Annotated in this window: 18 protein-coding genes; 4 read left to right on the forward strand and 14 right to left on the reverse strand. The window is 33.1% G+C overall.

The features are described 5' to 3' along the window. Nucleotides 1–35: 35 nt before the first annotated feature. Complete coding sequence (locus tag ACTJIW_RS17005) at nt 36–1229, reverse strand: aspartate aminotransferase family protein (RefSeq protein WP_012024657.1); 1194 nt, start codon at nt 1227–1229, stop codon at nt 36–38. 234 nt (nt 1230–1463) lie between these two features. Continuing rightward, the gene (locus ACTJIW_RS17010; protein ID WP_440716063.1) at nt 1464–3143 is read right to left on the reverse strand and encodes an OstA-like protein; all 1680 of its coding nucleotides are present in this window, start codon (nt 3141–3143) and stop codon (nt 1464–1466) included. A 353-nt stretch (nt 3144–3496) separates the two neighbouring features. Between ACTJIW_RS17010 and ACTJIW_RS17015 the strand changes: the two genes are divergently transcribed. Continuing rightward, nucleotides 3497–5368 (forward strand): alpha-amylase family glycosyl hydrolase, encoded by a 1872-nt coding sequence (locus tag ACTJIW_RS17015; RefSeq protein ID WP_440716062.1) that lies wholly within the window; start codon nt 3497–3499, stop codon nt 5366–5368. 54 nt (nt 5369–5422) lie between these two features. On the opposite strand, the gene ACTJIW_RS17020 is transcribed toward ACTJIW_RS17015, so the two are convergent. From ACTJIW_RS17020 to rsfS, 7 genes are all read right to left on the reverse strand, one after another. After that, nucleotides 5423–6205 carry a superoxide dismutase gene (locus ACTJIW_RS17020; protein WP_012024661.1) on the reverse strand — a complete coding sequence of 261 codons (783 nt, stop codon included), beginning with the start codon at nt 6203–6205 and terminating at the stop codon, nt 5423–5425. 9 nt (nt 6206–6214) lie between these two features. After that, nucleotides 6215–6484, reverse strand: a complete 270-nt coding sequence (locus tag ACTJIW_RS17025; RefSeq protein ID WP_012024662.1) for an acyl-CoA-binding protein — start codon at nt 6482–6484, stop codon at nt 6215–6217. Further along, nucleotides 6485–7138 (reverse strand): phosphatidylserine decarboxylase family protein, encoded by a 654-nt coding sequence (locus ACTJIW_RS17030; RefSeq protein WP_012024663.1) that lies wholly within the window; start codon nt 7136–7138, stop codon nt 6485–6487. Continuing rightward, nucleotides 7128–8018, reverse strand: coding sequence for a phosphatidate cytidylyltransferase (locus ACTJIW_RS17035; RefSeq protein ID WP_012024664.1), 891 nt, complete (start codon nt 8016–8018; stop codon nt 7128–7130). Before ACTJIW_RS17035 ends, ACTJIW_RS17030 begins: the two co-directional genes overlap by 11 nt. A gap of 1 nt (nt 8019) precedes the next feature. Further along, complete coding sequence (locus ACTJIW_RS17040) at nt 8020–8625, reverse strand: hypothetical protein (RefSeq protein WP_012024665.1); 606 nt, start codon at nt 8623–8625, stop codon at nt 8020–8022. A 116-nt stretch (nt 8626–8741) separates the two neighbouring features. Next, nucleotides 8742–10667 (reverse strand): ATP-dependent zinc metalloprotease FtsH, encoded by a 1926-nt coding sequence (gene ftsH / locus ACTJIW_RS17045; protein WP_012024666.1) that lies wholly within the window; start codon nt 10665–10667, stop codon nt 8742–8744. A gap of 16 nt (nt 10668–10683) precedes the next feature. Further along, on the reverse strand, nt 10684–11055 hold the full coding sequence (gene rsfS / locus ACTJIW_RS17050) for a ribosome silencing factor (RefSeq protein WP_012024667.1): 372 nt from the start codon (nt 11053–11055) through the stop codon (nt 10684–10686). A 92-nt stretch (nt 11056–11147) separates the two neighbouring features. Between rsfS and ACTJIW_RS17055 the strand changes: the two genes are divergently transcribed. Further along, complete coding sequence (locus tag ACTJIW_RS17055; protein ID WP_440716061.1) at nt 11148–11876, forward strand: biotin--[acetyl-CoA-carboxylase] ligase; 729 nt, start codon at nt 11148–11150, stop codon at nt 11874–11876. Nucleotides 11877–12283: 407 nt separating this feature from the next. On the opposite strand, the gene ACTJIW_RS17060 is transcribed toward ACTJIW_RS17055, so the two are convergent. Then, nucleotides 12284–12676 (reverse strand): hypothetical protein, encoded by a 393-nt coding sequence (locus tag ACTJIW_RS17060; RefSeq protein WP_012024669.1) that lies wholly within the window; start codon nt 12674–12676, stop codon nt 12284–12286. 204 nt (nt 12677–12880) lie between these two features. After that, nucleotides 12881–13525 carry an orotate phosphoribosyltransferase gene (gene pyrE / locus ACTJIW_RS17065; protein ID WP_012024670.1) on the reverse strand — a complete coding sequence of 215 codons (645 nt, stop codon included), beginning with the start codon at nt 13523–13525 and terminating at the stop codon, nt 12881–12883. A 7-nt stretch (nt 13526–13532) separates the two neighbouring features. On the opposite strand from pyrE, the gene ACTJIW_RS17070 reads away from it, so the two are divergent. Together ACTJIW_RS17070 and ACTJIW_RS17075 are read left to right on the forward strand one after the other, a co-directional pair. After that, on the forward strand, nt 13533–14183 hold the full coding sequence (locus tag ACTJIW_RS17070; RefSeq protein ID WP_274253051.1) for an NUDIX hydrolase: 651 nt from the start codon (nt 13533–13535) through the stop codon (nt 14181–14183). A 160-nt stretch (nt 14184–14343) separates the two neighbouring features. Beyond that, complete coding sequence (locus ACTJIW_RS17075) at nt 14344–14763, forward strand: helix-turn-helix domain-containing protein (protein WP_121361644.1); 420 nt, start codon at nt 14344–14346, stop codon at nt 14761–14763. Nucleotides 14764–14895: 132 nt separating this feature from the next. Here the strand turns inward: ACTJIW_RS17075 and ACTJIW_RS17080 are convergent, their stop codons facing one another. The 3 genes from ACTJIW_RS17080 to ACTJIW_RS17090 all read right to left on the reverse strand — a co-directional run bounded on the left by ACTJIW_RS17080 (nt 14896) and on the right by ACTJIW_RS17090 (nt 19232). Next, nucleotides 14896–15771 (reverse strand): DNA adenine methylase, encoded by an 876-nt coding sequence (locus tag ACTJIW_RS17080; RefSeq protein ID WP_440716060.1) that lies wholly within the window; start codon nt 15769–15771, stop codon nt 14896–14898. Between the two features lie 4 nt (nt 15772–15775). Beyond that, nucleotides 15776–17326: an AAA family ATPase gene (locus ACTJIW_RS17085; protein ID WP_440716059.1), complete on the reverse strand. Its 1551-nt coding sequence runs from the start codon at nt 17324–17326 to the stop codon at nt 15776–15778. Between the two features lie 178 nt (nt 17327–17504). Then, nucleotides 17505–19232: a M14 family metallopeptidase gene (locus tag ACTJIW_RS17090; protein WP_440716058.1), complete on the reverse strand. Its 1728-nt coding sequence runs from the start codon at nt 19230–19232 to the stop codon at nt 17505–17507. Nucleotides 19233–19427: the final 195 nt, after the last annotated feature.

Here is a 19427-nt window from a genome sequence, read left to right on the forward strand (position 1 = left end):
ATCTTTTGATTTTTAAAAGATTAATTTGGTTGATATTAAGCTTGCTGTTTTCTCATTATTTCGTCCATAACTTCTAAAATTATAGAACAGCCTTCCTTTATTTCTTCTTCGGAAATGGTTAATGGCGGTGTTATTCGAATTGCACATCCTTCAAACAAAAGCCAGAACAGTATTAAACCTTTATCTTGACAATTTAAAATCACTTCATTGGTTATATCTGCTGTTTCGGTCATTGCGGCCAGCATTAATCCTTTTCCTCTAACTTCTTTTATCAAAGGATGTACCAAAAGCGATCTGAACAGTTTTTCCTTTTCCAGCGCTTCGTTCATTAAATTTGTTTCAGTTAATTCCTGCAAAGTAGCCAGGCAAGCTGACGCAATGACAGGATGGCCTCCAAAAGTGGTTATATGACCTAATTTTGGATTTTCTGTTAAAAGGTCCATTTTTTCTGCCGAAGCTGTAAAAGCTCCAACCGGCATACCGCCTCCCATACCTTTTCCCATAACCACAATATCTGGAATAACATCATAGTTTTGAAAACCAAAAAGCTTTCCTGTTCTTCCAAAACCCGGCTGAATTTCATCAACAATCATCAAGGCTCCAACTTCATCACAACGCTTGCGGACTTTTTGCAGAAAGTTATTTTCCGGCTGAATAAATCCGGCACCTCCCTGAATGGTTTCAAGAAGAATTGCTGCGGTTCTGGTTGTTATTTTTTCAAGATCGGCTTCGTTGTTAAAAGTAATAAAATCTACATCCGGAAGCAAAGGTCTAAAAGCTTGTTTGCGTTCTTCAAATCCCATTACGCTCATAGAACCCATTGTGTTTCCATGATAAGCATTGTGACATGAAATAAGCTGACTGCGTCCTGTTGTTCTTTTAGCGAGTTTTAAAGCACCTTCTATCGCTTCTGTACCCGAATTGACTAAATAGGTTTTATTTAAAGATTCCGGCAGGAGAGAGGCCATTAATTTGCAATATTGCACAGCCGGACTTTGCGAATATTCTCCGTAAACCATTACATGCGAATATTTGTCTAACTGGTCTTTTATTGCCTGATTTACTCTCGGGTGCTGATGCCCTAGCGTGCAAGCAGAAACTCCGGCAACAAAATCTAAATATTTTTTATTGTTTGTATCGTATATGTAAGATCCAACAGCGTGCGAAACTTCCATTCCTAAAGGATAAGGAGAAGTTTGTGCCTGGTATTTTATAAAATCTGGGTTCATTTTTTTAAGGTTCAAAGTAGCAAAGGTACTAAGGTTCTGAGGTTTTTTGTTTCAGGTTCTGTAAACAGAGAATGAAAATTGTACTGAATACTTAAAACTGCGACTAATTCTACCGCAAAGATCGAAAAGATTTATGCAAGGTTTGTAAGCTTAAAATTAAGATTACATTTTAATTGCAAGATCTTAATGTTAGACAAACTGAAAACTGTGACTGCGGCTCAAAACTAAAAAAAACTACTTCTTTTTATCTTTTGCTTCTGTCTTTGGCGCCGGTTTTTTCTTGTCGTAATTCAAAGTTTCTTTCCTTACTTTCAGCGGAACATTTTTGTTTTTCTCTTCCTGTTCTTTGCCTTCTTTTATTAATTTTTCATTCAGTTCATTATCTTCTTCTGTAAAAATATCATCTTTCGATTTTATTCTTTCATCGCCGCGCCAGACAAAACCACGCAGTTTACGGGCATTTTCAGGCAAATCGGTTTCCGGATAAATATCGCCGTCAACTTTATTAAAGAAAGTAATAGTTTCAATTAGGTTATTTTCTAAAATCAAATTGATTTTACTGCTCACATTTTTATTAATCCCGATAAGTTCATTATCGTCGTTCCGCATAAAATAGACGACTTCGGTATTTTTGATAACGTCGACATCATGGAGTTTCCCTTCTTTAAACTTTCCAAATAAATTGATGCCCTTGACCTGATTATAACCTGTTCCGAGTGTATCCTTCGATATTATAAAAGTGTTATTGAGGACTTTTAAAGAGTCTAATTTCTTAGTATTATTATCGCCTATTAAATGCATTATATCTCCGGTAATTTGACTTTCTCCGTTCCAGATAATTGGATTTCCAATTAGTTTAGTTAATGCCGTTTTTGAGTTTGAATGTATCGAATCGCATTTTCCGCTCATATCCGTTTTATAGAAACGAACATTATTAAAAGCTCTTAAAATTCGTTCGCCTTCTTTTCCGGTTACCATCAGTTTTTTTCCGTGAATGTAAACCGAGTCATTTTCAACTAAATTAATGGCAACAGCTCTTTTGGTAACAAACATCGAATCTTTCAGTTTGAAAATTTCTGCATAATGCCCTTTTACGATACCTTTATTTATAGAATCGGTTATTTTTACATTTCGCGTTGCCGAAGCAAATTCGGTATTTCGGTTGTAATATAAACTATCGCCTTCAATAAGCCTGTCATCATATTTTATATACGATTTCCGTAAAAAATGCGCGAGATTCTTCTTAGTGTCATAAAAACCTCTTTCGGTATAAATATAATTGGCTTTACTCGTAATAGTCGATGGACCAAGTAAATAAGTATGCCCAGAATTGCTGTAATAATCTAAATGATTTGATTTAATAACATATTTTGGGTTTGTAATCGTAACTTCAGTCAGGAATTGAAACTTTTTTTCTGCTGCAAAATATCTTCCTGATTTACTCACTAAAGTATTTTCTTTGTTTACGATTGTTCCTTTTGTGTTATAATAAGCCTGCTGAATATTACGGTCAAAATGAATGGTATCTGTTTGCAAAGTAGCGTCAGGAGAAGTCATAACGGCATCTCCGGTTGCAAAAGCCTGCTTTAAATTACCACTGTATTCAGCATATTTACTGTTCAAAAACAAAGTATCACCTTGTACCAGCTGTACATTTCCAAAAGCTTTTAGATAATTTTCTCCTTCAAAAATATAAGCTTTATTACATGTCAGAACGATTCCGTCGTGATCTACTTTTACATTACCGCTCAAAAGCACTGCACCCGGCACCAAAGGTTCGTTACGTTCAAAATTATCGGCATGTTCTACATGAATCTGTTTCGGAGCAGTTTTTGCTGGTTTTGCTGCTTGCGCAAAAGTAGATTGGACGCTTAAAACAAGCACGCAAAATATAAAAAAGAGTAATTTCTTCAAGTGATTAAATTTTTGTCAAATTTATGAAAAAGGATACAACCTTAGATTGTTATTAGCATTAATTTATATTTTTAGGTTTAGAGGCGCAAAGAGGTAAAATTTCAAAGGCAGAAATTGATTTTTTTTGCATTTTTAAGACATTTAAAAAAGCTTTGTTCTTTTGAAACTCTGCTTCTCTGCACCTTAAAATTTATCAACAAAACCCTGAACTCTTACGTTGTAGTTCACGATTTCTGAATCAGGAAAAAACAAATCAGGTTTACTGTATTCTGAGTTTTAAAAAATAAACTAAATTTAAGAATTGGTTTTGGATTAAACTTTCATTTCCATATCGTTAAGTTAGATTAAAAAATATGATAAAAAGTAAATTTGTTGCCACAGGAATAGCTGTGACAATGTTGTTTTCGGCTTGTAAAACAAAAGATTTAAAAATGAGTGAAGTAAAACAGGAAAATTCAAAAGAACAAAAAGTTGTAGTTTATCAGGTTTTTACCCGTTTGTTTGGAAATAAAAATAAAACCAATAAACCTTGGGGAACAATTGAGGAAAACGGAGTTGGAAAGTTTAATGATTTTACAGATAAAGCACTTCACGAAATTAAAGATTTAGGTGTAACTCATATTTGGTACACTGGTGTGCCTCATCACGCTTTGGTTCGGGATTATACAGCTTATGGAATTTCAAATGACGATCCCGAAGTAGTAAAAGGACGTGCAGGTTCGCCTTATGCCGTAAAAGATTATTACAATGTAAACCCGGATTTGGCTGTAAATCCTGTAAACCGACTTCAGGAATTTGAAGATTTAATTGCACGTACGCACAAAGCAGGATTGAAATTGCTTATTGATATTGTTCCCAATCATATTGCGAGAAAATACGAAGGGAAAAACAATCCTGAAGGTGTAAAAGATTTTGGTGCCGATGATGATATAACGGTTGAATATAAAAGAGATAATAATTTCTACTATATTCCAAATTCGCATTTTGAAATTCCTGAAGGAGATATTCCATTAAATGGAGAAAAAAATGCTCTTGTTGATGGTGTTTTTGATGAAAATCCGGCAAAATGGACAGGAAACGGCTCACGAAAAGTAAAACCGGATCAAAACGATTGGTATGAAACCGTAAAAGTAAATTACGGCGTTCGCCCAGACGGAACTAAAGATTTTCCTGAACTTCCGGCAGGTTTTGATCAAAAATCATACAAAGAACATTTTGCTTTTTGGCAGGATAAAGATGTTCCTGATTCGTGGAAAAAGTTTAAATCGATCGCTTTGTACTGGACCGCGAAAGGTGTTGATGGTTTTCGTTACGATATGGCCGAAATGGTTCCGTATGAGTTTTGGAGTTATATGAACTCGGCAGTCAAAATGAAAAATCCTGATGCATTTTTACTCGCAGAAGTTTATAATCCTAATGAATATCGCAATTATATTCGTTTAGGAAAAATGGATTATTTGTATGATAAAGTAGAAACGTACGACAAATTGAAAGATATCATTCGCGGAAAATCGTCTCCTGATGAATTATCAGATATTCAAAAAGGAATGGCGGATATCGAACATCATATGCTTCATTTTTTAGACAATCATGACGAACAGCGTTTGGCTTCGCCGGAATTTGCTGGAACACCAGAAAGAGGAAAACCTTTAATGGTTGTTTCGACAACTTTAAGTAGTTCGCCAACGATGGTGTATTTTGGGCAGGAAGTAGGAGAGGCCGGAAATGAAAATGCCGGTTTTGGAACGCGTTCCAGAACTTCGATTTTTGATTATATTGGAGTACCAAGTCATCAAAAATGGATGAATGAAGGTAAATTTGACGGCGGACAATTGTCTGATTCTGAAAAAGCTTTGCGTGATTTTTATAAACGATTGTTGAATTTTTCTCTAAAAAGTTCGGCTTTAATGGGAAGTTTTCAGGAAATCCAATCCGTTAACCGTCAAAATACGGCTGGTTACGACGAATTAATTTATTCTTATGTTCGCTGGTCTGAAAACCAAAAGTTAATTGTTACAGCTAATTTCTCTTCAGAAAAAACAAGCGAGTTTGATTTAAAGATTCCTGTCGATGTCATTTTAAAATGGAATTTAAAAGATGGAGAATATCAGCTTACAGATCAATTGTACAAAACAACTTCGGTAAAACTAATTGTGAAAAATGGAGAAGGGAGCGCCAGAATAAAAATCCTGCCTTCTGAATCGTTTATTTTTGAATTGCAATAAACAAAAATTGAGATATAAAAAAAGCTGATACAATTTGTATCAGCTTTTTTTGTTTTATACTTTCTTAACCTTTTTGAGGGCTTCGATATAATATTCGTTTACTTTTTCCCAATTTATATGTTCGTAAAAAGCATCAATATAACTTCCTTTTCTGTTTTGATAATCCAGATAATAAGCATGTTCCCATAAGTCGATGCCTAAAATTGGCGTTCCCGGAATCAAAGCGTTTTTCATCAGCGGGTTATCCTGATCTTCGGTAGTAGTAATTTGAAGTTTTCCGTATCTGTCAACCACTAACCAAACCCAGCCTGAACCAAATTGTTTTTCGGCTTGACCTTTAAACTGCGTTGTAAGATTGTTAAACGAACCAAATTCTTTATTAATTGAGCCGGAAAGCGTATCTTTTGGTGTCTGCTCTTTTGGTGTCAGAATATTAAAATAGAGAGTATGATTGTAATACCCTCCTGCATTCTGACGCAGTTTTGCATTGTTTAGATCTAATTTCTTTAAAATATCCTCAATTGGCATATTTTCAAACTCAGTCGAAACAATAGCTTTGTTAAAATTATTGGTATACGACAAATAGTGTTTAGAATAATGCGTCTCCATTGTAAGAGATCGTAAAGCAGGGCTTAGTCCGTCATAAGCAAAAGGCAGTTTGGTAAGTTCAAAAGAACCCGGATCTGCTTTTACATCATTTGGTGACCCAATTACTATTTTTTCTTCCTTCGTCGGAAGAGGAACTTCTACAACTTCAGTCAGTTTGTTATTATCATTGCAGGAAAATAATAATATGAATGAAGGTAAAATGCTGAAAAGAACAATGATTTTCTTCATAATATTAATTTATTTTGATGTTAGCGAATTGATAATTTCTATGTAATTTTCTTTAGCTTCATCTGTCGATAAATGACTAATCTGCATCCAGGCATTAGTTTTAAAAGCATTTCTTAAATCAAAATTCTCCGACTGATTGTAAACAGCAGTTCCAAAAGTGGCCTGTTTGTAAAATGCATAAAGTCTTAGCTGCACATCTTGCGGCAGCGAGGCCTGAGTCATATTCATTGCAATCTCTACAGCCTCAGAAAAACGTTTATCTAAATCTTTGTCTGCCATTTATGCTTTTGTAGCAATAATAGTTTTACCGCCAATTGCTTTTTGTCCTAAAACAACATTTATTGGTGTACCTAAAGGTAAAAATAAATCTACTCTCGATCCAAATTTAATAAATCCTGCATCAGTTCCTTGTACAACCTGCATTCCTTCTTTAGCATAATTTACAATTCGTCGTGCCAAAGCTCCTGCAATTTGTCTGTAAAGAATAGCGCCAAAAGTATCATTTTCGATAACTACAGTCGTTCTTTCATTTTCTTCGCTGGCTTTTGGGTGCCATGCAACCAAAAATTTTCCAGGATGATATTTACTGAATTTTATAATTCCGTCCATCGCATAACGTGTAACGTGAACGTTGATTGGCGACATAAAGATAGAAACCTGTAAACGTTTATCTTTAAAATATTCACCTTCGTAAACTTCTTCAATAACTACAACTTTTCCATCTACCGGAGCAAGAACATGCTCGATATTTCTGACAGCGATTCTTTTAGGATTTCTAAAAAATTGCAGAATGATAATTAAAATTACTAAAGCAAAAATCTGCACTAGTTTTTGCAGCCAATAGATATCAATAAACTGGTCAGCTAATAAAACCACAACAACAGTGAAAATTACACCTAATAAAATAGACGGGCCTCCTTCTTTATGAAACATAATATAAAATTTGATAAAATAAAAATATAATTGGTGCTACAAATATAACACTATCTAATCGATCTAGTATACCTCCGTGTCCGGGCATAATTGAGCCGCTGTCTTTTACGCCGGCAATTCTTTTAAATTTTGATTCGATCAAATCGCCAATCGTTCCAAAAATACTCACGATTAAAGCAATAATGGTCCATATTAAGATTGATTTGCTGCTAAAAGCCGGATTAGGCTGTATGTAAAATTTTGAAATTAAAAAGCCTGCAAAAGCTGCGAAAATCATTCCGCCTACAAATCCTTCTATCGTTTTTTTAGGAGAAACACGTTCAAATAATTTGTGTTTTCCCATAGATTTTCCAACTAAATAAGCAAAAGTGTCGTTTGTCCAGATTAGAACAAACAGTCCTAAAATAATTTTCGGATTATAATCGTTGGTTCCAAAGGAAATTTTGACAATAAAAATAAATGGAAGTGTAATATATCCTAAAAGGTATAAGTATTTTGAAGAGATGCTTACTTTTTGAACTGAATCATAAAATAAGAATATGATGCATTTAATAGATACTACAAGTGTAATTGCTAATAATACAAGGTCTAATTGCTGAATATTGGTTTCTAAACTTATATTCGATTGAAATGTCTGGTTTAGATAAGCAGCAGTTTGTTTGTTGTAATGACTTATGAGAATTACAATGCTGTACAGTAAAGTGCCAAATAAAATAGAGAAGACCTTATTCAGGTTTACGATATTCGAAAACTCATAAATAGTAATGATTAGAAAAATACCAAAAAGAAGGATGAAGCTCTCAGTAGAAAACAGGATTGAAGTTAACAACAGAGCAATATAAACAGCACCAGAAATGGTTCTCTTAAGCGTTTCGTTCATCTTAAAGATCTTCTAAGAGCAGTAAATAAAGGTTTTTGGCAACACTTCCGTACTGCGTAAAATCTTCTTCTTTTGCTTTTTCGAAATATTTTATTGTAGTGATATTAGTTGGGATATCTCTATCGTATTTGCGTTTTATGGCGCTTAAGCCATCGCTTTTCATTGGGAGAATCTGGCTTGTTGTAGCAATAATTACAATATTTGCCGGTAAATCGTTTGGTTTGTTTTGTCTGATTTGTTTAGATGAAAACAAAATAGAACCTTCGTCTGCAATTAAATTTTCGCAGCTTGCCAATAAAAATTTTGGATGAGAAGGAGCAATGTAAAATAATTTGTTTTCTTCGAGTAAATGAAAAAGAGCCGACTCGTAGCATAAAACTTCGTTTTCAAACCAGTCGTTTTCTTCTAGAATATTTTCGAATTGTTCTGCAACTTCCTGCGTGTTTTCACAATACAAAAATTTACCGCCATTTTTCTTAAAGTTGAAAATGAATTGTTCGTCTAAAGATAAATGACTATTCGGGACAGGAGTTCCTGCGTATTCACTTTCGTGCTCTTCGTCAGAAGCAGATTCGCCGGAACCAAATATTTTTTTAAAAAAATTCATTTTTTATATGAAATACTTTACATGTTAATTGAAAACGTTCAAAGATAAAAAAATCTTAATTCAAAAGCCTGTTTTGAATTAAGATTTTAAAAAATATTACATATTTATTGAGTAATTTACGAAACGACCTCTTCTAAATTTTTATCCCAGGTACGTTTTCCGAAAATTGTTTCAAGATCATCTTTAAAGATTACTTCTTTTTCGATTAAGATATCAGCAAGCTGATTTAATTTATCTTTGTTTTCTTCAAGAATTTCAATAGCTCTCTGGTATTGGCCTTCAATTAATTCTGAAATTTCAGCATCAATAATTTTTGCTGTTTCATCAGAATAAGGTTTAGAGAAATTATATTCGCTTTGTCCTGTTGAATCATAATAAGTAACGTTTCCAATTTTATCATTTAAACCGTAAATAGTTACCATTGCACGAGCCTGACGCGTTACTTTTTCTAAATCGCTTAATGCACCAGTTGAAATTCTGTCAAAAGTTACTTTTTCTGCAGCTCTTCCGCCCATAGTTGCACACATTTCGTCCAGCATTTGGTCTGTTCTTACGATTTGTCTTTCTTCTGGTAAATACCATGCAGCTCCTAAACTTTGTCCGCGAGGAACAATTGTTACTTTAATAAGCGGTGCAGCGTGCTCTAACATCCAGCTTACAGTTGCGTGACCTGCTTCGTGAATTGCAATTGCTCTTTTCTCTTCTGGAGTAATGATTTTGTTTTTCTTTTCAAGACCGCCAATAATTCTGTCAACAGCATCAAGAAAATCTTGTTTGTCTACAGCAGGTTTGTTATTACGAGCCGCGATAAGTGCAGCTTCGTTACAAACGTTAGCAATATCAGCACCAGAGAATCCCGGAGTTTGTTTAGCTAAGAAATCAAGATCAAGACCTTCAACTTTTTTGATAGGAGCTAAGTGAACTTTAAAAATTTCAGCTCTTTCGCGAATGTCTGGTAAGTCAACAAAAATTTGTCTGTCAAAACGTCCTGCACGCATTAAAGCTTTGTCAAGAACGTCGGCTCTGTTTGTTGCAGCTAAAACAATTACGTTAGAGTTTGTACCAAAACCGTCCATTTCTGTTAGTAACTGGTTCAAAGTGTTTTCTCTTTCGTCGTTTCCGCCAGACATATTGCTTTTTCCTCTTGCTCTACCAACTGCATCGATCTCGTCGATGAAAATGATAGCAGGAGATTTTTCTTTTGCCTGTTTAAACAAATCACGTACACGTGATGCTCCAACTCCCACAAACATTTCAACGAAATCAGAACCTGATAACGAGAAGAAAGGCACTTGTGCTTCGCCGGCAACAGCTTTTGCTAATAAAGTTTTACCAGTTCCCGGAGGTCCTACAAGTAAAGCTCCTTTAGGAATTTTACCTCCAAGATTTGTATATTTTTCTGGGTTTTTAAGGAATTCTACAATTTCCTGAATTTCTTCTTTTGCACCTTCTAAACCAGCTACATCTTTAAAAGTAGTTTTGATATCAGTTTTTTCATCAAAAAGTTTAGCTTTCGATTTTCCGATATTGAAAATCTGTCCGCCTCCGCCAGCGCCTCCGCCAGACATTTTACGCATAATGAAAATCCATACACCAATAATGATGATGATAGGAAGTAAGCTGATTAAAATATCGCTCCAGTTGTTTTTCTGGATGAAATTGAAGTCTTTTAATTTTCCTTCGTTAACCGCTTTTTCAAGTTTAGTTTGAAAAATCTGGTCGTTACCAATTTCTAAAGTATAGTGAGGGCCTTTGTTAGCTCTGTCAAAAATATCTTTTGCAACTTTTTTATTAGCTGGGTCTTTAAGTGCGGCAGCATTTAAATATACCTCAGCTTCAGCTTTATTATAAACGATAACTTTTTCAATTTGTCCTTTTTCTAATAAAGTATTGAATTTAGAAGAAGTCAATTGAGCAGGTTCGCTTAAGTTAGATCCTCCGGTAGCAAAACTTATAAATAAAAAAACTAAAAGTATTGCGGTATATATTAACCAGGGACTTATTTTAAATTTACTCGGATTTGGATTATTATCTTTAGCCATTTAGAAAAATTTTTCTTTAGTATTTGTTTTCGATTGTAGTTATTTTGGCGTCACCCCAAAGGCTTTCGATATTGTAATATTCACGAATGTGTTTTTGGAAAACATGTACCACAATATGCACATAATCCATAAGAACCCATTCTGCATTATCGGTTCCTTCTACGTGCCATGGTTTATCTTTTAAGTCTTTAGATACTGTTTTTTGAATTGAGTTTACAATGGCGTTAACTTGGGTGTTTGAGCTACCGTTGCAAATGACAAAATAGTCACAAACTGCTGTGTCTATATCTCTTAAGTCAAGAATGTCAATATCATTTCCTTTTACTTCCTCAATCCCTTTGATTATGTTCGCCAATAGAACATCATTATTAATAGTCTTTTTCGCCATGAATTATTTTATATGAATTTGTAAAGTTACCAAATTTTGTGATTATTTTTGAACCTTAACAAAATATTAAATTAAGATATTTAAATTATTTAATGAAACTAATCAAACTCGATGCCATAGATTCTACAAATGATTTCCTAAAATCAATGTCAAGTCAGGATGAACAGGAGAATTTTACAGTGGTAACGGCTGAAAATCAGACAAAAGGCAAGGGGCAAATGGGCGCTGTTTGGAAATCTGAAACTGGTAAAAACTTAATTATGAGTGTATTGGTAAAGGATTTTCTTTTTGATAATGAAAAGGTTTTTAACTTGAATATTATCGTTTCGTTATCTGTTTTAGAAGTTTTAAAATCTTTAAATATTCCTGATTTATGTATAAAATGGCCAAACGACATTATGTCATACAATAAGAAAATTGGTGGCATACTTATAGAAAATACTCTAAAAAGTGATGGCAGAATCGTGTCAGTTGTCGGTATTGGGCTTAATATTAATCAAACCAATTATACTGAACTGCCAAATGCTTCTTCGCTGGCTGTAATTTCCGGAAAAACTTTTGATAAGAACGCTTTGGTTGTTTCTATAGTTGAAAAAATGAAAGAAAAAATCGAATTGTGGCAGACTAATACGGCAGTTTTTTGGGAAGATTATTTCAATTCACTTTTCAAAAAAGGAGTTCCAATGCCGTTTAAAAATCTCCAGAATACAAACTTTATGGGGATTATTCAGGGTGTTTCTCCGGTAGGGAAACTGCAGGTTTTACTTGAAGATGATTCAGTTGCTGAGTTTGAGATTAAAGAGATTCAGATGCTTTATTGAGAAGTGGCAAAGTGGCAAAGTAACAAAGTGACAAAGGTTTTTTATTCTTTGTATTAAGAGTAACAAAGGGACAAAGTAACAAAGGGGCAGAGGTTTTTTAGTTCTTTATATTGAGAGTTACAAAGAGGCAAAGTAACAAAGGAGCAAAGGTTTTTTGTTCTGGGTTGAGGGTTTAAACGTCTTGTTTGTCATTTCGACGAAGGAGACTCGAGCGATAGCGAACAGGCGAAGCAGATCTTCGCAAGCAGCTCTACAATCTAAATCACTAATTTTTGTCGAGTTTTTTACTAAGATCTGCTTTGTTTGTTAACTATGACTAAAACTCTTTACAGACTTTGCGGTAAAAAAAAATGCCCGACAAATTCGGACATTTCAATTTATAATTCACAATTAATAATCTACCATTATTAAAGTTTGTGCATATTGTTTGCTAAAGTTTCAATAAACTTACCAATTGGACCTTTAACCATCATTGCCATCATAGCGTTAAATTCGCCTTCGAAGAACAATTGTACGGCACTTTCTGAGTCAGAAACGCTGTCGATGTTTGATGTTAAAGTAAACGGAAGTTTATCACTTGCAGCACCCAGAACGATTTTGTTTGGAGCTGTTTTGTCTTTCATTTTTAATTTGATTTCCGGCATGCCTTTCAATCCAAAAATAAAAGAGTCTTCGCCAGTAACCTCAAATTTTGCAATGTTATCCGGCATTAATTTTTCAAAATTCTTAACATCAGTCAATTGATCGAATAAATCCTGTGCTGATTTCTGAACAGTAACTTTTGGACTTTCTAAGTTCATATAATATTTTTTAATTTTTATTTAACCGCAAAGGGCGCAAGGTTTTTTACTAAGTTATGTATAATTGCGCAAAGTTCGCAAAGTTGAAACTTTAAATAAACTCCAAAATCCAAAAAGAGCGCAGCGATTTTTTAGACAATCAACAATCAACAATCAACAATCAACAATCAACAATCAACAATCAACAATCAACAATCAACAATTTTATTCCTGTCCCCAAGTCGATGGGCTTACGCTCCATTCTTGTAATGTAGACTGCTGGTCTTCTGTAATGTATTGTTTTTGAACGGCTAAATCTAAAAGATTTTCGTAGTTGCTTAATGTGAATAAATCAACATTGGCTTCTTTGAAGTTTTCTTCGGCAACGCCAAAACCATAAGTAAAAACGGCAGCCATTCCTTTAATGTTGGCACCTTCGTTTCTTAAAGCTTCTACAGCTAATAAACTGCTTTTTCCAGTGCTGATTAAATCTTCAACCACGACAACATTTTGTCCTTTTTGTAAAAAACCTTCAACTTGGTTTTGTCTTCCGTGTTTTTTTGGTTCCGGACGTACGTATACGAATGGAAGTCCTAGGCTTTCGGCAACCAAAATCCCAACTCCAATGGCTCCAGTGGCAACACCGGCAATAACATCAGGTTTTCCAAATTGTTTTTCGATGTTCTTCGCAAACTCGTCGCGAACGTAGTTTCTAATGCTGGGAAATGAAAGAATTAACCTATTATCGCAATAAATAGGAGATTTCCATCCAGAAGCCCATGTAAAAGGATTTTCTGGATTCAATTTAATTGCATTTATTTGCAAAAGCAATTCAGCTGTTTTTTCGGCAGTATCTTTATTAAAAATCATAGTACAAATGTATAAAGTTTTTGTAAACGACAAACCACTTTTTTTGACAAATGAAATCTCGAAAGAAACAGATTTCCAATTGTTCTTGTTGGAGAGTATTGATATCGAACAGCTTATAGTTAAAATTTTTCAAAATAAAATTCAAAAAGCCATTTTATATCATCCCGACGAAAGTGAAATAATGAAAACCCTTAAGGCCAAAATTCCGGTAAATAAAGCGGGCGGAGGCTTTGTGTATAATAAGAAAGGCGAGGTTTTATTTATCTTTAGAAACGGAAAATGGGACCTGCCAAAAGGCGGCATCGAAAAAGGGGAAGACATTGAAGCGACGGCTATGCGTGAGGTAGAGGAGGAGACAGGGGTAAACAAGCTTCGTATTACGAGTAAACTTCAAAAAACCTATCATATCTTTAAACGTAACGGAAAATACAAACTTAAAATCACACATTGGTTCGAAATGTTTTCTGATTTTGAAGGAACGCCACACGGGCAGATTGAAGAAGGAATCGAAAAAGTGGCGTGGTTAAATCCTGAACAGATTAAAGAGGCTTTGACGAACTCTTATGAAAATATTAAGCTGTTGTTTGAGGAGAAAGAAAAACCAATGGAAAAGCTTGCTTCGCCTATTGCGTATCGATCTGGGCCAGAATCTAAATAACGAGTAATTTTTAAAATAGAAATTTAATATTTCGTGTATTAAAAATCGTACTTTTGTTTGTAAGCAAAAAATTGATTGTAATACGTTTTGATGGTAGGATACAATTTAATTTTGTTTTTTACCAGTTACTTGATATTGCTATTAATATTATCTTTGAATTATGAGCACATTTACAAAACCAAGCCATATAGGGCGAAAAATAAGCCGAATTCGTGAACTTCGTGACATGAAGCAAGAAGCTTTGGCACAGGCTTTAGGTACGAGCCAGCAGACTATTTCTGCTTTGGAAAATAGTGAAGAAATTGATGATGAAAAGCTAAAACAAATTGCAAAAGCCTTAGGAGTAAGTGTTGAAGCTCTGAAAAACTTTTCAGAAGAAGCAGCTATTAATTATTTCAATAATTTTTATGATAATAGTGGAAGTAACGGGTCTAACTTCGGTACCAATAATACCTGTAATTTTAATCCACTAGATAAATTAGTCGAAGCTTACGAAGAAAATAAAAAGCTTTACGAACGTTTGGTTCAAGCTGAAAAAGATAAAGTGGAGTATTTAGAAAAAATATTGAAGAATAAATAAGTTTTTTGTTCTTTCTGAAATTTAAAAAAGCCTAATAAAAATTGTTTTTATTAGGCTTTTTTGTTGTTAAGAGCTTCAGTATTTTATTAATTGGATTTTGCAATTTAGCATGTGCTATTCTTTTGTGAAATATTACAGTTCAATTGGCGATCTTAAGTATTTAATTGAATGTTCAAAATTTAAGTTATCTGAAAAAATAATTATTTCATTGCCAATTTTATTTGATGTTGATTGAGATATGTCAAATAAATACATTGAATAATTTTTATAAAGATTTTTTATAAAATCATTGTTATCATAAGAAAGAATGAAATCTTTTTTATATGAATAAAGAAAATTAAAAAGCTCCTCATGATTTTTTTCTTTATAAAAATTAAGATATAATTCTGATCCTTTTTTAAAATATGGTGGATCTAAATATGTGAATACTGATTGTAAATTTTTTAACGAATGTAAAAAATCTAGTGCATCTAAATTACTAAAATGAATTACATCACGTTTTGTAGCTAATAGCTTAATTTTTTCAATTAATTTAATTTTATTAAAACGTGCATCGATCTTATATTTGCCATCTTGTTTTTTTCCGCCGATTACACCTCCCTTAATAACACCAGAAACGTTACATCTATTTAAAAAGAAAGTCGCTTTTGCTATTTCTAATTGGTTATAAGAATCTGGATATTGAAGTACTTTTTTAAAATAAAACCAGTTTTCCATATTTATGTTCAAACCTTGAATCCAATCGCAAAAAATATCTGTTTCATTTAATATTGTTTTCCAAAAAGAATAAATGAAATAATCAAAATCATTTAAATAAATTTCTTTTACAACATTTTCGAAAAGAAGTTTTAACGCAAGGCCACAACCGCCAGCATAAGGTTCAGCATAAATCTTATTTGTATAAGTATTCTCTTTGATTAGATTTGAAACAAAAGGGAACAAGGTGTTTTTTCCACCTGGATATCTAAGTGGTGAATAAAAAAAACTTTTTTTTTGAGTCTCTAACAAAGTATTAATTTTTAAAATTTTCTACAAAATTATCAAATTCGGCTATAAATTCATCGTAAATAACTTTATTCTTTTGAATCCATACATTTATAATTTTGGTACAATTATTTCCCCAATATTCTTTTTGTGTATTAAACCATATTTTAGCTTTTTGACGATCTAATCTTATGTCATTAATCGAATATTCATGAAAACACAACTGTTTATTATAATCATTAAATAAGTTATTCCACATAGAGGAAGCTTCTGGTTCATTAAAAAGCATTTCAGCTAATAATCGTTCTGGAGAGTCATCACCAGGAAGTAACAATATGTTTTTAAAATTCTTTATTACTCGTAAGCTGCTTGGTTCATTTCTCACGTCCCCATCCAAACAAATAATACTTTGAGGGAAATTGAATCCTGGAATTTTTTTTCGAACTAGCTCTATATAATTCGAACACCCCATAGTACATTGAAGAAAATTTAAATTTGTTTTTTTAGTTTTTATTAATCCCTTTAAAAAAATCTCTCCTTCTTTATCTTCTGTAAAAGTATTTATCTTTAGATCTTTTTTTTGTGTAGACAAGCTTACATTTAATCTGTTCTGAATGAAATTAAAAGTTGGATTTTCTATTACTTTAATATTTAAGTCAACTTTTTGAAGATAAATTACTTTAATCTGATTAGATTGTTTTGGGTCTTGCTGGATAATGCAAGCTGTTTCTAATAAATTTAATGAATGTGTAGTAAAGATTATTTGTATATTATATTTAGATGAAAATTTACGTAAATATTCTAACAATTTTATTTGTGAAGCTGGATATAGCGTAGTATCGATCTCGTCAATTACAAGGATTCCTTTTGAGTATTCTTTAGGATATTTCTCTTTTAATCTTTTGAAAGATAAAACTGCGAGTAATATTTTTCCAAGATTATCTTGGCCAGCCGAATTCATATTCCAATCATAAAATTTAGTATTTACTCCTAAAGTGTTTTTTTGTTTACTTTCTAAATAATTAAATTCATCTATCTCAAGATCAGGAATTATTAAAATTTTATTATGCCATTCATTTAAGAGTTTAATTTCGTCTACAGTTAGAGAAATATTATTGCTTTGCGCAAGTGAGCTGTCTTCACCAATTGGAAATAATCTAGATAAGCTAAGGTAAATCACAGGATATTGTAAATAACCTGAGCCTTTTGATCGATCTCCTTTTTTCCAAAATCTTATTTCTTGAGTCTTTGCATCACGTACAATACTTTCAACTGTGAAGTCAGGATTTTCAGAATCATTTGTATTTAATGTCCAAGAATGAGTTTTTGCTTTGTCAAAAGATTTAGATAATTTAAATTTTTCAGAAAATGAAGATTTATAATTTCCACCACATAGTGGTTTTTCATTAGCAAGTGGGTTGTTTTTATCTGTAATAGAAAATGGTTGACTTAATAAACCTAAAATGGTTGTTTTTTGAGTTCCATTTTGTCCTGCGATAACAGTAATGTTTTCTCCCAGCTCAAATTCAATATTATCAAAACCTCTAAATTTTTCGACTTGTATTTTATTTATTAGCATTCATATTTCCTTAAAATTAATACTCATTTCCACTAAATTTGTAAATATATGTAATATAATTCTTTTTAAATAAATTAAAATTCCAAATTAAATTGTAAATCAAAAATAGTATTAGTGATAAAATAAAAAATACGGAAAACCATAAATAAAGTTAATATTTTAGTCAAACTATAACAATCTACAAAACACGATAAACAGGATACTGCATATGCGCCTTTTCATAATAAACAGAATGCTTGTAAATCCAGTCTAATTGTGCTTCGGCGTTTTTAGCAAACTCGCGGTCGTTTTGTTTTTTAGTTTCTAATTCTGCTTTTAGAGCTGGATTTTCTTTTAAAAGTTGTCCGGCAGTATCTTCAAAAATATATTCTGAGTAATGTTCTTTTTGCTGTAAAATAGGGTCGAAGAAATTCCAGTTAAAAAATGAATCTACGCCTTCTGGTTCAAAAGCTTCTACGAGATATTTTACGCCTTTTTGGTTCGTTGGCACGATGTAATCACCTTTGGGGAAAGCCATTTTAACGATTTTAGAAGTTACGGTTGTGTTTCTGTGCAAATAATGTCCTTCGTAAGCAGATGGAACGGTTTTAAAATCGGCAATTCTGTAGCTTTCGACTTCTATAATCGTATCGTTTTTAATTTGTTTAAACGAGATATTGTTGTTTTTCAAAAGGCCAATAATATTCCAATATCCTCTCGGAACAATATATGCCGTAGGAATCACGACTTCTTTAACCGATTTAAATTCTTTGATGTACGGAACGTCTTTTTTGTACGGTTTTGTTCTGTCGTAATACAAACGATTTCCAGTTGTAGCGTCACTTTTTTTATAACCCGCTTCATAACCTAAAAACGAAAAAGTAGTCGCTTTTGTGCTGTCCATTTCCCATTTTAAAGTGTATGATTTTTTAGGCTGATATTGCTCTAAATTTTTTACTCTTAAATTTTTAATTTTTTGATAATTTGCATCGGTAAAATCCAAAGTCGATTTCATGTATTCGTAGGTCATTTTTACACGTTCGGCATATTTTTTCAGCATGTGCGTTTCGACCACAAAACCAATCGTATTAAATAATGAAGTGTAACCCGTTGTATATCGCGGACTATCGACAAACTGCCCAAAACCTTTGTCTGGCGTATCTTTAAACGAATCGACATAAGGCGTCGTTTCGATTTTCTTTTTCTGAAGATCTTTTACCAAAGCCGGCATCATTTCGTTATTCATAAAATCGCCCAAAATGGTTCCCAATTTATTATGCTGTGTCATGATATACGTCAATTTGTATTGATAATCAGAACCGTTGCTTACGTGATTGTCGATAAAAACATCGGCATTTATTTTCTGGAAAATCTCCACAAAACTTTTTGTATTTCGCGTATCCGATTTCATTAAATCTCGGTTCAAATCGTAGTTTCTGGCATTTCCTCTAAAACCATAAATTTCTGGTCCGTCTTGGTTGGCACGCGTTGTCGAATTTCGGTTTAAAGCACCGCCAATATTATAAACCGGAATGGTAACCAAAACGGTATTTTTTGGTGATTTCATTTTTCCTGTTGCCAAATCTCTGTAAAACTGCATGGTTGCGTCGATTCCGTCCGGTTCTCCCGCGTGGATTCCGTTATTAACGAATAAAACCGCTTTTGTTTTCTGAATTTTATCAAAATCAAACTCCTTGTCAGGATTGAAAGTAATCATGTGCAGAGGCTCTCCAGAATCTGTCAGTCCCATTTCTTTTATCTGAATCGTTGGAAAATCAGCTGCAAGCATTTTAAAATAAGCAATTGTTTCCTGATACGAAGCAGATTGATTTCCGTTTCCTTTCTCAAAAAAGGTATCGTATTTTTTATTGTTTTGAGCGGAAATAGTGATGGTAAAAAGTGAAAAGAGAAATGTAAAAAGTTTCATGGTTTTGGTTTTTTGATGATCAAATATAATAGTTTTATTTGTTTAAAGTTTCAGGTTTCAAGTTTGATGTGCGTGGTGTTTTTTAACCGCAAAGAGCGCAAAGGTTTACGCAAAGTTCGCAAAGTTTATGTTCAAGGCATTGCGAACTTTGCGTTTTTATAAAACCTAGTATATATAATTCCTTGCGCTCTTTGC

Source organism: Flavobacterium sp. 22659 (assembly GCF_052044235.1).
In the GTDB taxonomy this organism is placed as follows: domain Bacteria; phylum Bacteroidota; class Bacteroidia; order Flavobacteriales; family Flavobacteriaceae; genus Flavobacterium; species Flavobacterium johnsoniae.